Source organism: Flintibacter muris (assembly GCF_943192995.1).
GTDB lineage: Bacteria > Bacillota > Clostridia > Oscillospirales > Oscillospiraceae > Lawsonibacter > Lawsonibacter muris.
Genome location: NZ_CALPCP010000026.1, coordinates 21,818 through 36,882, shown reverse-complemented (window position 1 = coordinate 36,882; position 15,065 = coordinate 21,818). Strand labels below are relative to the sequence as shown.

The following is a 15,065-nucleotide window of genomic DNA, read 5'->3' as shown; positions in this document are numbered from 1 at the left end:
GATTTGATGACCTTTACCACCCTGGCCAGCAGCTCGCTGGGCAACGCTGCGCTGGTTTCCTGCGGAGATACCCACATCTTGCTGGATGCGGGCATCTCCGCCAAACGAATTTCAAACGGGCTTCAGGCGCTGGGAATTGCTCCGGCGCAGCTGTCCGCCGTGCTGATTACCCATACGCACAGCGACCATGTGACCGGCCTGCGGGTGCTGGCCAAAAAGGCGGGAGCCCCCATCTACGCCACCCCTCCTGCCTGTCGGGAGTGGTATGGGAAGAACCGGTGCGACCAGGTCCAGGAGCTGTTCCAGCCCCAGGAGGCGGGAACAGGGGTGCAGATCGGTTCGCTGTGGGTGGAGTCCTTCCCCACCCCCCACGACGCACCGGGCAGTGTGGGCTACTCTATCGCTGGGGAAAAGGGCCGCATGGTGCTGTGTACCGACCTTGGCCATGTCACCCGGGAGGTCCTCCAGGTGGTGGAGGGCTGCGACCTGCTGGTGTGCGAGACCAACCACGACGAGGATTGGGTCCGGTCCGGGCCCTATCCCTACTACTTAAAACAGCGCATTCTAGGGGACTACGGCCACCTGTCCAACGAGGCGGGAGCGGAGCTGGCCGCCTTCGCGGTGGAGTCCGGCACCAAAACCGTTGTGCTGGCCCACCTGTCCCAAACCAACAATACCCCTGTCCGGGCCTATGAGACAGTGTGCCTCCGGCTGCTGGCCATGGACTGCGACCTGGAGCAGGATATCTCCCTGTCCGTGGCCCCCGCTGAGGAGCCGGGCCCCACCCTCTCCCTGGGAAAGGCGGCGGCGGCATGCTGAGCGTCTATCTGATCTGCGTGGGCAAGCTGAAAGAAAAGTTTTATAAGGAGGCCTGCGCCGAGTATGTAAAACGGCTGGCCGCCTACTGTAAGCTGACTTTGATTGAAATTCCAGAGGTCAAGCTGCCCCAAAAGCCCACCCTGGGAGAGATTGCCAACGCTCTGGAGAAGGAGGGGGAGGCCATCCGGGCCAAGATACCCCCCGGCTCCCGGGTGGCCGCCCTGTGTATTGAGGGCCGTATGCGCTCCAGCGAGGAACTGTCCCAGCTGTTCCCTGTTCCAGGGCGCAGTTCGGACAAGCACATGGTCTTTCTCATCGGCGGCAGCTACGGCCTGCATCCCTCCGTCAAGGCGGAGGCCCAGGAGCGGCTGTCCATGTCGCCTATGACCTTCCCCCACCACCTGGCCCGCGTAATGCTGCTGGAGCAGATTTACCGGGCCTTTAAAATCAACGAAGGCTCCTCATACCACAAGTAAATCAATCCCGGCCGCCCCTGCAAGTGGCGGCAATTCTGACGATTACTATAGGCTCCCTCTTTGAGGGGGCTGTCGCCGCCATAGGCGGTGACTGGGGGAGTAAAAGGGCAATTTTTATAACTTTTTGGGTAAAACTCTCTCCGTCACGACTTTGCCGTGCCACCTCCCTCAAAAAGGGAGGCTTTTTTTGACTTTTTGTATGTTGTTACAGAAAATCCACCCGTCATTTGTAAAGAAATAGTATTGCATTTTGCTTTACAAATGTTATAATAAAGATGTGCTGAGGGGAGTGACTTTCATGGCACAGGTTATGGTCAACTTTCGTATCGACGAAGATGTGAAGAAAATGATGGAACAGGTTTGCCGGGAGATGGGGCTGAGCATGACAACTGCCTTTACCATTTTCGCGAAAAAAGTGGGAAAAGAGAAGCGGATTCCCTTTGAAATCACGGCGGAGCCCGCTGTTTCAGTGTCCCATCGGCCCCGCAGCAGGGCGGACATGGAGCAGATGGAAGAGGCGTCTGAGTTCCGGCGCAGGCAGGGGCGGCTGGAGCTGCTGTGCAAAGAAATCCGCCAGTCGCTGACGGCCATTCATACCGCGATTCCCTCCTCAATTACAGGGCTTTCCATGGAGCGCATACGCCTGCTGTGCGGCGATGAGCTCAAGGACAAGGCCGCGGGGGCGGCCAGCGCCTCCAGGGCGCTGTTCTCCGGAAAAAACACCGACACACTGAGAAAAAAGGACCTGAGCATCCTGGACGAGTATATAGACAGCCTGTCATCCATTGGGGAGGAGCTTTTGGAGCTGGAGCACACCCTGATTCCCCTGATGAAGGGGTGGCAAGGGGAAGACACCGGCGGTTTTGCCCCTTTTGAGCAGAGGCTTGCGGCGGTATCCCAAAAATTTGACGGACTGACCGGTACCATGCAGCGCTTTTTGTGCTCCACCGCCAGCGGCAGCGGGGGGCGCGCTGTGTGGGCGCGGATTCAGCAGGCCTCCAAATCGGTGGAGACGGCCTATGTGCTGGCCGCATTGGAAAATCTGGAGGCCCTGATAATCCGGTCTTACGATCTGCTGGAGGACCAGACCAGGGAGCGCCTGGAGTCCGACTATCTGCAAACGCTGGAGCTTACGCTGTGGGAGCTGGGCCAAACGGAACAGGAGAAGGGCGATGTGGACCGGAAGGCCGCCCTCTGCCTGCGCGCCGTCAATGTACTGTCCCAGGTGATCTCCGACGGCAGGCGGGCCAGGCAGGAGTGGGCCGGGCGGAGCCTGGAGGCGGAGGTGGCGGCCCTGGAGCGGCTGGCCGCCATGCGAGGAGATGTGGCCGGCGGGCTGAGGCCGGACGCCTAAAAATCCCAGGCTGTTGGTTCAGCTTGTTTATATAGAGACAAAACTGTGTTCAATTTGAAAGGAGGAATCCCCATGCTTGATATCATTTTGTCCGCCCTGCCTGTAATCGTCATTGTGCTGGTTGTGGCCGTCATCCTCTTGCTCGGCTATGTCAAGGCTCCGCCCGACCAGGCCTACATCATTTCCGGTATGAAAAAAGAGAGCAAAGTGCTCATTGGCCGGGCCGGAATCCGCGTTCCCTTCCTGGAGCGCATGGATCGGCTGTACCTGGGGCAGATGACGGTGGATATTAAGACGGAACAGTCCGTCCCCACCAGTGACTTTATCAATGTAAATGTAGACGCCGTCGCCAAGGTCCGCATATCCCCCCACGCGGAAGGAATCAAGCTGGCGGCCAAAAACTTTCTGAACAAGCGCCCGGATGAGATCACCCGTGACCTTCAGGACTCCCTCCAGGGCAACATGCGCGAGATTATCGGCACGCTGTCCCTCAAGGAGATCAATACAGACCGTGACTCCTTCTCCGACCAGGTGATGCAGAAGGCCAGCAAGGACATGGATAAGCTGGGCATTGAGATTCTCTCCTGCAACATCCAGAATGTCACCGACGAGAACGGGCTGATTAAAGACCTGGGCGCCGACAATACCAGCCTGATTAAAAAGAACGCGGCCATTGCCAAGGCCCAGGCTGACCGGGATATCGCCATTGCCCAGGCGGAGGCGGAGCGGGAGTCCAACGAGGCCCGGGTCCAGGCGGACACCCAGATCGCCCAGAAGCAGACCGAGCTGGAGATCAAGCGGGCCGAGCTGAAAATTATGGCCGACGGCAAAAAGGCCGAGGCGGACGCCGCCTATGAGATCCAGAGCCAGGAGCAGCGCAAGAGCATTGAAACCGCCACCGTCAACGCGGAGATTGCCAAGACCCAGCGCCAGGCTGAGCTGAAGCAGTACGAGGTAGAGGTGGAAAAGCAGAAGCTGGAGGCCGAGATTCGGGCCAAGGCGGACGCCGAGCGCTACCGCCAGCAGCAGGAGGCGGAGGCCGCCCTGTTTAAGCGCCAGAAGGACGCCGAGGCGGCACGCTATGAGCAGGAGCAGAAGGCCGAAGCGGAAATGAAAATCGCCGAGTCCCAGAAGTACGCCCGGGAGCAGGAGGCGGAAGGCATTGCCGCCGTGGGCCGGGCAGAGGCGGAGGCGATTCGCGCCAAGGCCCTGGCTGAGGCCGAGGGTATCGACAAGAAGGCCGAGGCCATGAAGAAGTACGGCGAGGCCGCTGTCATTGAAATGGTCATGCAGGCCCTGCCTGAGATTGCCAAGAACGTGGCCGAGCCCCTGTCCAAGGTGGACAAAATCACCATGTATGGTGACGGCAACAGCGCCAAGCTGCTGGAGGATATCATCACCGGGACCTCCCAGGTTACCGAGGGCATTACCCAAGGCATGGGTATTGACATCAAGTCCCTGGTGGCCGGTATGCTGGGCGGCAAGCTGGCCGGGGGTGAGGACAAGACGATTATTATCCAAAACCCCGCCCCCCAGGATCAGTCCGGAAGCTCCCCCGCCGGTCCGGACAAGAAAAATTAAAGAGCTCTGTTCCAATAGTCAAACGTCCCCGGATTTCAATGAAATCCGGGGACGTTTCAGTATGTCGAGCTTCTTATACTAATCGATGTAATCGTTTGATTGGGCCGTATTCTGCGGCCCGGCGGCATGAAACGCCTCGATAAAAAGATTTCAAATCTTTTTATCGAGAAACAGTATTATCCTCCTCAGAAAATCAAGCCGTACTTTCGAATCCGATACTGTAAGCTTTGCCGGAGAATCCCCAGCATCTGAGCCGTTTGGGAGATGTTATAGCCGCAGTGATCCAGGGCCTGGGCGATAATCTGCCGCTCGTATTGGTCCATCAGCCCCTGGAGGGTCTCACGGGAAAAATCCACAGGTCGGGCGGGTGCGGGGGCGGCCTGATTTTTCAGCAGGTAGGGAGGCAGGTGCCGCGTCTCCATTACGCCGGCGTCGGCCACGTTCTGGGCGTAATCCAGCACATGGAACAGCTCCCGCACATTGCCCGGCCAGTGGTAGCCGCGCAGCAGGGTGCGGACCTCCGGCGTCACCTCTGTGATGCCGCGGACAAATTGATAGGCGGTAGCATCCAGGTGGTAGCGAATCAGCTCATCCAGGTCCTCCAGGTGCTCCCGGAGGGGCGGAAGCTCAATCATCACGGTGGACAGCCGGTAGAACAGGTCCCGGCGGAATGTGTTTTCTGAGATGCCCTTAAAGGGGTCCTCGTTGCAGGAGGAGATAATGCGCACATCCAGCTTCAGGTCCTTATGTCCGCCCACCCGGCGGAAGGTCTTCTCCTGGATGACCCGCAGAATCTTGGACTGCATAGCCAAACTCATGGAGTTCAGCTCATCCAAAAACAATGTGCCGCCGCTGGCCTCCTCAAAGTAGCCCGCCTTGTCCTCACTGCCGGTAAAGCTGCCCTTCTGAGTGCCGAAGAGCAGACTCTCGATCAGGGTATCTGGAATGGCGGCGCAGTTGATAGCCAAAAACTTCCCGCTCCGCCGGCGGCTGGCCCGGTGGATGCTCTGAGCAAAAATTTCTTTGCCCGTCCCGGTCTCCCCCACCAGAAGGATGGGGCTGTCCTGGGGGGCCACCCGCTTGGCCAGCGCCACCGCCTCCCGCAGCTTGGCGCAGCTGCCAATCACATTGTCAAAGGTGTAGCCGGAGAAGCTGATCTTGGGCGGCTTGTTCCGAAAGGAGCTGATGGCCCGCCGGGTGGCCTCCATCTTTTTGATGTTCTTTTCCACGATTTCCGCAGTCTGCTCAAAAACCACCGCTCCCAGCAGCTCCCCCTCCCGAAAGATGGGGTAGGAGGTGTTGGCCGAGGCGATAGGGGCCATGCTAAAGTTATTGGTTCGAAAACTGTCCACCCGGTCAATCACTGGAGCCTGGGTCTGGAGGACGGTCATAATGGTGCTGATGCTCTCATCCAGGTTGTACATGTCCAAAAGGTGCCGCCCCTCCACGTTGACTCCGCTGGGGATGTGGGAGATGCCCCGGCTGGCCTTGTTAAAGTAGACAGCGCAGGCGTTTTTGTCATAGATCTGTACGCCGTCTCCAATCTGGTCCAGGGCGCGAGCCAGAAGGTAGGGCCGGTTATCCTCCCGCTTGAGGAGCAGATAGCTCCCGTCCGCCGGGGCAGGCAGAATTAAAAAGGTAAACGCCGCCTCTTCCCATACAAGCCGCCCGCTGTCCTCCCCTTCGGGCAGGGCAAAGGCGGTACCGGCCAGCAGCCGGTCAGCAACCCAGCGCTCAAAGAGATCCCGGTAGAGGGTCTCGGTCTCTTGGCTCCCCCAGGCTACCGATTGAAACCTTCTGTCCCGGTCCAGAGTAAACAGGATATCGTAAAGCATGGCACTCTCTCCTTTTTCGATTACCGCAAGTGTATCTGAAATTTGTTCTTTCGTCAAGATGCTGTGCAAAATATTTTTGCTATACGCAATAATGCTTTGCATATAAGAACTGGGCAATCCATCAAATCCGAAAAAGTACTGTCTGCTTTTTTGGATGTTTTGCATAATTTGAATTTTAAGGAATTGTGCAGAAAATACAAAATTTTTGGTATTTATACCCTGTTTCATCCGTTGGCCTGAAATTTGCTTATTTAATATAGCAAAATGAAGAAAGGAGAGTATGCGGTTTACAGGCCGCATACGGAGAGAAACATGAAACACGAAAACAAGCCCATCCGATGGGATGTATTCATCCCCTGCTTTGTGGTCATCGGAGGCGCAGCCCTGCTGGGCATCATCAACAACACATGGCTGACCAGCGTCACATACGCCATTTTTGGCTGGTCCCTGAGCAATTTTGGCTGGCTGTATCAAATTGTGGCCATGGTGACTCTGCTTCTGGCAGCTCTGCTGCTGTTCACCAAGGTGGGTAAGATCCGCTTCGGCGGCCCGGAGGCCAAGGCTAAGCACTCCTTTGGCTCCTGGTTCGCCATGACCCTCACCGGCGGCATCGCCACCGGCCTGATTACCTACGGCGTCAACGAGGTGCTGATCTATTACGGCAACATCTACGGCGAGCTGGACGGCTACGGAATCACCCCCCTGACCCAGGAAGCGGAGCTGTTCGCCATGGGCCGCTGCTTCTACAACTGGACCTTCATCCCCTACGCTATGTACGCCCTGTCCGGGGTGCTCATCGCCTATATGTACTTTAACCGCAAGAAAGAGCTGTCCGTGGCCGCCTCCCTCACCCCAATCTTTGGTGAGAAGGTGACCCAGGGTATCTGGGTGGTGCTGGTGGATGTGCTGTCCGTGCTGGCCATCGCTCTGGGTCTGGCCTCCTCCCTGGGTGCCGGCCTGGCCCTTATCGGCTCCGGCCTCTACTCCGCCTATGGCGTGGCCCAGGGCCCCATCGTGTGGGTCGCCCTCACCGCAATCATCACCATCACCTTTACCATCGCCTCGGTCACCGGTATCGACAAGGGCATCAAGTGGCTGGCCGGACTGACCTCTAAGATTTTCTATGTTCTGCTCATCCTTCTGTTCATTATCGGTCCCACCGTTTACATTCTGAACATGGCCAATGTGGGCCTGGGATACTGGATGGACCGGTTCTGGATGTGGGGCTTTGACCCCTCCACCGTGGGCGGCTCCGCCCTGGTCACCTGGTGGACCATGTACGACTGGGCCATCTGGATCGCCTACGCCCCCCTGATGGGCATCTTCTTTGCCATCATCGCCTACGGCCGCACCATCCGCCAGTTCCTGATTGTCAACTGGATTCTCCCCGCCTCCTTTGGCTATGTGTGGTTTGCCGTGTGGGGCAGCACCGCCCTCCACTGGCAGAAATCCGGCCAGGCTGACGTCATCTCCGCCATTGTGGACGGAGGTGCCACCGCCGGTATCTGGGAGTTCCTCAAGCACGTCCCTCTTGGCATGATTTTCATTCCGGTCATAATCGTCGCTCTGATTGCCGCCTTCTCCACCACGGCGGACACCATGTCCACCACCATTGCCGCCCTGTGTACCAAGGGGGCCCGCCACGACGAGGAGCCCGCTATCTGGCAGAAGATTGCCTGGGGCGTGTCCATCGGCGTGATTGCCTGCATCATGGTGGCCTTTGGCGGAGGCGCCCAGGGCGTGGACGGCGTAAAGTATCTGGCGGCCTGCGGCGGCTTTGTGGTACTGATTGTCTTTATCTTCCAGGTAGCCGCCGCCTTTAAGGTATTTTTCTTCGATCCGGAGACAAAAAAAGACATTGTTGACAGCGTGGATCAAATTGAGGCATAACTGAGGTGTTGAGCATGGAAGCAATGGAAAAACTGGTTTTAGGCGAACCCATTACCCTGGAGGACTTCGTCTCTGTGGCCCGGTTTGGACGAAAGGTGGAGTTTGCTCCGGAATACATAGCCCGGGTGGACCGCTCCCGGGCGCTGGTGGAGCGCTGGGTGGAGGAAGAGCGGGTGATGTACGGCGTGACCACCGGCTTCGGCGCCCTGTGTACCCAGGCCATCAGCAAGGAGGAGACCGCTCAGCTCCAGGAGAACATTATTCTGTCCCACTCTGTGTCGGTGGGAGAACCCCTCAGCATTGAGCGGGTGCGGGGCATCATGCTCATGGTGCTGCAAAACCTGGGCCAGGGGTACAGCGGCGTGCGGATGAAGGTGCTGGAGCGGTACCGGGATTTCCTCAACGCCGGCCTGACCCCCTGGGCCCCCGGGGACGGCAGTGTGGGCTACCTCTCCCCCGAGGCCCACATGGCCCTGGTACTGCTGGGCAAGGGCAAGGCCTATCTGGGTGAGGAGCTGCTGCCTGGGGAGGAGGCCCTGAAACAGGTGGGGCTGGAGCCCATGGTCCTCAGCTCCAAGGAGGGACTGGCCCTGGTGTCCGGCACCACCTCTGCCACCGCCATGGCGGCCCTGGCTCTGTGGGATATGCTCCAGGCGGCCAAGTCCGCCGACATTGTGGGGGCTATGTCCCTGGAGGCCATGAAGGGGGTTATCAACGCCTTTGACCCCCGGGTCATGGCGGTGCGTCCCCATCCCGATCAGCTGAACGCCTCGGAGAATGTCAGGAGAATGCTAAAGGGCTCTGGCATTATGGAGAAGTACCGGGGCAGCCGGGTGCAGGATGCCCTGTCTCTGCGGTGTATCCCACAGCTCCACGGCGCGGCCCGGAAAACACTGGAAGACGCGAAAAAGACCATTGAGATTGAGATGAACTCCTGCTGCGACAACCCCATCATCTGGCCTCAGCAGGGAAATGAGGATGTGATCTCCGCCTGCAACGCCGATTCCGCCTATGTGGGCATGGAGATGGACAGCGCCTGCATTGCCGCCGTGGGTCTGGCCAAGATGTCCGAGCGGCGCAACAACCGCATTGTGGACGGCTCCCTGTCCGGCTATCCCTACTTCTGCATCAAAAATCCGGGCCTGAACTCCGGACTGATGATCCCCCAGTACGCCCAGGCCGGCCTTTTAAACGAAATGCGTATGCTGGCTACCCCCTCTACAATCGACAACACCCCCACCTGCGGCAACCAGGAGGACTACGTGGCTATGGGCTACAACGCCTGCAAAAAGGCCGGCCCCATGGCCGAGAAGCTGGAGTACATGCTGGCCATTGAACTGCTCAGCGTCTATCAGGTACAGCAGTTTGTGGACCCAGATGTGAGCCGGGCCCCCGCCACAGCGGCTGTCCTGGCTGAAATCGGCAAGCACGTCCCGGTGATGGAGAAGGATATATTCCTCTACCCCTATATCGAGTATCTGAAAGACTTTATCCACACTGGAGCGCTGATCCAGGTGGCGGAAAACGTGACAGGAGCGCTGAGCTGATATGAAAAAAGAAGTCATCAGAGTAGAGATCGACCTGAAAAAGATTTTTTTGACACCCCCCAATATCCGACGGGAGAAAATCACTCTGCTGGTGATGATGGTAGTTCTCTTCGTCATGTTTTTTGGCCCTATCTGCTCTACAGACATCCACCCGGTCAAGGCGGTGCTGCTGGCCTGTCTGCCTGCCTTGTCTGTCTCGTGGGGATGGATTGTCCTGCTGCGCTCCCTGTTCCGGAAATCTGAATTCTGCAAATAAATTTTAGTTGCCCATCTACCAAATGTCTACCTCAAAACCCGCCAATCCCTTGCGGCGCAGGGATTGGCGGGTTTTCCATTTTCTAGGTCATCTACCAGGTGTCTACCGGTTTGCACTTTTTCATATCAAATTATGTGATTTTTTTAGATTTTCTCCCACTTTTGCAATCTTTAACGCCATGCAAGAGGCGTGACACGGCGGTGGTAGGGCGGGAACGTTAAAAAACCTCTGATTTTTTGGTCAAAACGTAGAATTTTCCGGCAAAAAGGTTGGACTTACGGGGTCTACCAAAGATCGGACGAGGATGCGTTTGACCAGACCGGCCCCTCTCAGGCCGAAAAAAATTAAAGGAGGAAATCCGAATGAGAAACCTGAAGCGGGCCCTCAGCCTCACTCTGGCCTCTGTCATGCTCCTGGGCATGATGGTTGTCGGTTCCAGCGCGGCTGCGGGCTACGACGATGTCAGCGAAACTGACAACGTCGAAGCGATCGAGGTTCTGCAGACCATCGAAGTCATGGTCGGCGACGAGCGGGGCTTTGGCCCTGAGCGTTCCGTCAACCGTGCTGAGATGGCGGTTGTCATGGGCAAGCTGCTGAACCTGGATTACAACTATTATAGTGCTACCTGCCCCTTTGACGACGTGTACGACTGGGCCCGGGGCTGGGTCGGCGCCTGCGCCGCCAACGGCATTGTGTCCGGCCGCGGCGACGGCGTGTACGATCCCGGCGCCACTGTGACCGCCGTGGAGGCCGCCTCCATGCTGATGCGTGCCCTGGGCTACTTCAAGTACCAGAGCGACTACGCCAACGGCTTTGAGGTCTCCACCGTCCTCCAGGGCAACAACATCGGCATCTTTGACGGTGTTGGCTCCAGCGCTACCGAGCCCATGACCCGTAATCAGGTGGCTCAGATGGTGCTGAACGCCCTCCAGAGCGGCATGGTCCAGGCCGACGGCAACACCCTGAATTACTTTGACAATAACGGTAACGTGATTGCCACCAGCGGCAAGGTCAACTATGTCTATGTCACCAGCAATAAGCCCTTTGCCAAGGCTATCAGCGGTGTCGCCGCCTCCTCCATGGGCTCTGTCAACGACGATCCCATCGTGGAGCTGGGCGAGCAGCTGTACAACGGCGACCTGAAGCTCTATGGCGAGGGCGGCAATATTGCTGACCGCGTGTGGGATGTCTTCGGCCGTCCTGCCCGCCGCTGGGAGTACAAGGGCCAGGAGATCGGCACCTACGTGAAGAATGAGCTGCTGAAAGAGAGCTACACCGCCAAGGTGACCGGCCAGACCCTGTACGATCTGCTGGGCAAGAGCACCATTGATACCTACAACTTCAGAATCACCATTGATGGTGTGAAGGCTGTGGATGATATTTACGGTGCCGACGCCAACGCTGCGACCATCCTGACCACCGCAATGTTCAGCCAGAACGATATGTACCGCACCAACAAGGACGCTGTGGGCCGCACCGGCAACGGCGTGCTGACCCAGGTCTATGTTGACACCGACTTTACCAAGAGCAATAACAACACCAACGACTATTGGGTTTACATCTCCATCATCAACACCTACCTGGCCAAGGCCACTGAGGATTATGACACCAAGAATGATGATGTGAACCTGCGGGTATGGCGTCTGGACAAGATCAGTGATAAGTACGTGAAGTCCACCGTTAAGAACGATACCGCCACTGACAAGACCAGTGACTACGAGGATATCGACGCCGCGGGCGAGGACTTTGCCCTGGTCAAGGACGTGAAGAAGGACGACCTGTACAAGGTCACCGTGGCTGACGGCGAAATCCAGACCATTGAGGCCCCCGAGATTCTCAGCGCTGTCACCGTGGACGCCTTCAAGCTGTTTGACCACGTGACCACCGGCGGCCAGCAGTATGACCACGCCACCACCGCCCGTTACGACGTGGAGGCCATTGAGAACTGGACCAGCATCAACGACGCTCTGAACCTGAAGGAGCTGACCTACAACGTCATTCTGGACGATTACGGCTACCTGATCGGTCTGGAGCGCAACGAGGACCCCGACCAGTACGTGTTCCTGACCGGCATTGAGGCCGGCGCCAGCAACCTGTACGCCAAGCAGGTGGACGCCAATGTTATCCACATGGACGGCACCATGGAGACCATCAAGGTTGACATGACCAAGAGCACCTGGGGCAACCCCGGCTCTGCTGACCAGAGCTTCGGTAGCAACCTGACCACGAATATGTCCCAGATGAACACCTGGTGCGCCTACACCGTGAGCAACAGCGGTGTGTACACCCTGCGCCGCGTGCCTGTGGCCACCACGACCAACCTCACTGGCGGCAACATCAAGGCCGGCCAGTTTGCTCAGGACGTGGCCATCCACAACGACGGCCCCACTGACTACGACAAGTCCATCAACACCAAGCGCGTGTCCCTGATTGCCGCTTATAATGATGTCACCAGCACCCGGCAGTATGTCTACGGCAACGACGACACCGTTTACCTGACCGTCTCCCTGGAGAAGGTGGCTGTGGACGACAAGACTGATAAGACCACCTATGACAAGACAACCGGCACCAGAGTTCCCGAGAACGTCGCCGAGAAGCGCTGGATTGTGGACGACGTGGATTCCGTTGTCACCGGCGTGAAGAACGCCAACCTGGTGGCTGAGGACAAGGGCATGATCAAGGACGGGTTCGGCTATCCCGAGTCTGAGATTTACACCCTGTACAACAAGGACGGCATTGTGATTGCCGCCGTGGTCATCGGCGAGGATGACGGCGCCAGCAGCAGCTACGCCTACATCCACAGCGGCGACCTGGAGGAGGAGTCCTATGCCCACAGCTCCGCCACCAAGTCCGGCGACGGCGAGTGGACCTGGACCCGCAAGGCCATTGTCAACGGCCAGATCGTCACCCTGAAGGAAGTCGGCGACAATCCCCAGTACCTGCACCCCCTGGATTCTCTCCATCCCAAGGGAATGCAGCAGGGCCTGTGGTATGAGGTCCGGTACGACGCCAACGGCAATGTCCGCCGCGCCGACGTGGTTGTCAACGGCTCCGAGGTCAAGTATCCCAACCTGGTCAGCAACGTTGAGAGCGCTGTCAACAGCAACAGCGACACCGTCGTGCTCAAGGACATCACCACCATCGACGGCCTGAGCTACAAGAACGGTACTCTGTACACCAACGTCTCCGCTACCCGCGGCTTCTCCGTCGATCCCGACGTGAAGACCGTTCTGATCCTGGCTGGCAAGGAGAACTCCGGCAGCTACGGCCCCAGCAACGTCGAGATTTTTGACTCCGTCGCTGACGGCTACACCGGTTACGCCGGCCTGGAGCGCGCCCTGCGCGAGATGAATGATGACGACGGCGGCTACGTTGCCTACGAGGACGTTGCGAGCGAGCTCAACGAGGTTGAGATTGCTGCTGTCCTGGAGAGCGGCCGCGCTACCACCATCATCATCAACGACAAGACCCCCGCCCCCGATAACCGGCCCGACACCGGCAAGCCCATTGATCCTGTCGGCAAGAACGTGATCTACAACATCAACGACTATCGCAATGTGACCTTCTACAAGGGCTCCACCCTGGTCACCGCTGACGACATCTCCGCTTACGGCGTCGGCACCCAGAAGTTCACTGTTGCCAAGGATGTTGTTGTCTCCCTGTACGCCGCCGCTGGAACCTTCGGCTCCAAGGCCGCTGCTGTTAAAGTCGGTGGTATCACCTTCACCGTGAACGCCAACGGCGACACCGCTTCCTTCACCATGCCCAACGACAATGTCACCCTGCCCAGCCCCGCCGATATCAGGGCTGAGGTTAATAAGGAAGACGACAACAATCCCGGCGGCGGCACCGATGCGATTGACGCCGCGCTTAAGGGCAAGGTAAAGGTTGTAAAGGCCACTGATAGCACTGTGCTGAGCACTTACACCGTTACCGACGCGCACGTTATTACTGCCACCGACGATGTTGCCGCAGGTAGTAAGTACGCTGGCTTGGCTGTTGGCGACCTGTATCTGGGCTTCACCGTTCCCAGTGGCAAGGCTATCACCGCCGCTGATAATGTAACGATTGTTACCGCTGCGGGTGAGTATGCTGTAACAGCAAAGGCCAATTTCGGCACCAGTGGCGCTGTCAAGGGTGCTGTGGCGAAAGCCAATGTTCCCGCTGGCGAAATCACTGAGATTCGCATTCCTGTTACCGAGGATGCCACTGCCACTACCTATCCCGTTACTGTAAACGTGCCCGAGGGTTACACTCCGATGCTCGGCGGCAGCAATACTCCTGCCACAGTGGCTGGCAATAACAGTACTGCACTGAAACTGGTGTTCAAAGCCAGTGATGCGGCGACCCTGAGTGGTGTCAGCGAGGTTACCTTGGATTGGTCTGTCACTGGTCTGGGCGCAACTGAGATTAAAACCACAAATGTTACCGGTACTGTAAGCAACGGTGTAGTCACTGTATCTGCACTGGCAGGTACCAACATGGCTGCGACTGACAATGTGGTTGTGACCGTTTCCAACGTCAAGGGCAGCAAGGTTGCTGGCAAGCTGGATCTGGCTGATGACGTTAAGACCTACATCACCAATGCTGCTGGAACCGATGCAGGCATCACTGCTACCGCTGGTCTGACTAAGGACGCTGAGGTAGACCTCCAGGCTACAAAAGCTAAGGAGTTCGCTCTGGCGGGCAACATCAAGAGCGTTGTTGTCACCTACGAGTTGACTGGTGTGACTGCTAAGAGCGGCAATGAAGCTGCAGTTACTGGTACTGGAACCATTGACGCCACCTCCAAGGAGCTGACTCTTTACAAGACTGGTACGACTGATACTGCAGCTGCAGGCAAGGCCACCTTCACTGTTGACGGAGACGAGGCAGTTGTCCTGAAGATTACCGGTGTAACCGAAATCGTCTTCGACAAGGCCAAGTTCTCCACCATTGCTGTGCCTATCGGTGGCCAGGCCATTACCACCACTGCCGCTGGTGCTAACATCACTCTGGTCCAGAAGGCTGGCAAGTGGGTCAACAAGGACGCTGTAACTCTGTCCTTCACTCCCGCTTCTGCCTTCACCGCTGGCAAGACTGCCAAGATGACCTTCGATTCTGGTGCTACCTACACTGGCGTGGAGACGAAGCTGACCACCACCGCCACTGCGGCTAACACCGACGCCATTACCATCAGTTTGGATGCTGAGACTTTGGAGTTCACCGACTTTGTGAATGCAATCAGCATTCTGCCCCGTGATGTGACCCCTTAAGTTTCTATCCGAGCAAATCTGCACCCCCGGGCTTTAGCCCGGGGGTACCTTT

9 protein-coding genes are annotated in these 15,065 nt (G+C 57.7%); 8 read left to right on the top strand and 1 reads right to left on the bottom strand.

All coding sequences use genetic code 11. The features are described 5' to 3' along the window. Positions 1 to 6 precede the first annotated feature (6 nt). From NFS22_RS16620 to NFS22_RS16605, 4 genes are all read left to right on the top strand, one after another. On the top strand, positions 7 to 819 hold the full coding sequence (locus NFS22_RS16620) for an MBL fold metallo-hydrolase (protein WP_251318834.1): 813 nt from the start codon (positions 7 to 9) through the stop codon (positions 817 to 819). After that, positions 813 to 1,295 (top strand): 23S rRNA (pseudouridine(1915)-N(3))-methyltransferase RlmH, encoded by a 483-nt coding sequence (rlmH, locus tag NFS22_RS16615; RefSeq protein ID WP_251318824.1) that lies wholly within the window; start codon positions 813 to 815, stop codon positions 1,293 to 1,295. The genes NFS22_RS16620 and rlmH overlap by 7 nt, the downstream gene beginning before the upstream one ends. Positions 1,296 to 1,593: 298 nt before the next feature. Beyond that, a complete protein-coding gene (locus NFS22_RS23875; protein ID WP_338147990.1) occupies positions 1,594 to 2,649 on the top strand; it encodes a type II toxin-antitoxin system RelB/DinJ family antitoxin in 1,056 nt (351 codons plus the stop codon). A gap of 72 nt (positions 2,650 to 2,721) precedes the next feature. Next, positions 2,722 to 4,230: a flotillin family protein gene (locus tag NFS22_RS16605; RefSeq protein WP_251318823.1), complete on the top strand. Its 1,509-nt coding sequence runs from the start codon at positions 2,722 to 2,724 to the stop codon at positions 4,228 to 4,230. A gap of 185 nt (positions 4,231 to 4,415) precedes the next feature. On the opposite strand, the gene NFS22_RS16600 is transcribed toward NFS22_RS16605, so the two are convergent. After that, a complete protein-coding gene (locus NFS22_RS16600; RefSeq protein WP_251318822.1) occupies positions 4,416 to 6,065 on the bottom strand; it encodes a sigma-54 interaction domain-containing protein in 1,650 nt (549 codons plus the stop codon). A 312-nt stretch (positions 6,066 to 6,377) separates the two neighbouring features. Here NFS22_RS16600 and NFS22_RS16595 point away from each other — a divergent pair, with 312 nt between their 5' ends. The 4 genes from NFS22_RS16595 (at position 6,378) to NFS22_RS16580 (ending at position 15,013) form a co-directional block, all read left to right on the top strand. Continuing rightward, entirely contained in the window at positions 6,378 to 7,955 is a 1,578-nt protein-coding gene (locus NFS22_RS16595) for a BCCT family transporter (protein ID WP_251318821.1), read from the top strand. Positions 7,956 to 7,969: 14 nt separating this feature from the next. Then, on the top strand, positions 7,970 to 9,502 hold the full coding sequence (locus NFS22_RS16590; protein ID WP_338147989.1) for an HAL/PAL/TAL family ammonia-lyase: 1,533 nt from the start codon (positions 7,970 to 7,972) through the stop codon (positions 9,500 to 9,502). A 1-nt stretch (position 9,503) separates the two neighbouring features. After that, positions 9,504 to 9,758 carry a hypothetical protein gene (locus tag NFS22_RS16585; RefSeq protein WP_251318820.1) on the top strand — a complete coding sequence of 85 codons (255 nt, stop codon included), beginning with the start codon at positions 9,504 to 9,506 and terminating at the stop codon, positions 9,756 to 9,758. Between the two features lie 362 nt (positions 9,759 to 10,120). Beyond that, entirely contained in the window at positions 10,121 to 15,013 is a 4,893-nt protein-coding gene (locus tag NFS22_RS16580) for an S-layer homology domain-containing protein (RefSeq protein ID WP_251318819.1), read from the top strand. Positions 15,014 to 15,065: the final 52 nt, after the last annotated feature.

Excerpts from the sequence above, each read along its gene's own strand:
- NFS22_RS16620 (WP_251318834.1), top strand. The coding sequence starts at position 7 with ATGACCTTTACCACCCTGGCCAGCAGCTCGCTGGGCAACGCTGCGCTG.
- rlmH (WP_251318824.1), top strand. The coding sequence starts at position 813 with ATGCTGAGCGTCTATCTGATCTGCGTGGGCAAGCTGAAAGAAAAGTTT.
- NFS22_RS23875 (WP_338147990.1), top strand. The coding sequence starts at position 1,594 with ATGGCACAGGTTATGGTCAACTTTCGTATCGACGAAGATGTGAAGAAA.
- NFS22_RS16605 (WP_251318823.1), top strand. The coding sequence starts at position 2,722 with ATGCTTGATATCATTTTGTCCGCCCTGCCTGTAATCGTCATTGTGCTG.
- NFS22_RS16600 (WP_251318822.1), bottom strand. The coding sequence starts at position 6,065 with ATGCTTTACGATATCCTGTTTACTCTGGACCGGGACAGAAGGTTTCAA.
- NFS22_RS16595 (WP_251318821.1), top strand. The coding sequence starts at position 6,378 with ATGAAACACGAAAACAAGCCCATCCGATGGGATGTATTCATCCCCTGC.
- NFS22_RS16590 (WP_338147989.1), top strand. The coding sequence starts at position 7,970 with ATGGAAGCAATGGAAAAACTGGTTTTAGGCGAACCCATTACCCTGGAG.
- NFS22_RS16585 (WP_251318820.1), top strand. The coding sequence starts at position 9,504 with ATGAAAAAAGAAGTCATCAGAGTAGAGATCGACCTGAAAAAGATTTTT.
- NFS22_RS16580 (WP_251318819.1), top strand. The coding sequence starts at position 10,121 with ATGAGAAACCTGAAGCGGGCCCTCAGCCTCACTCTGGCCTCTGTCATG.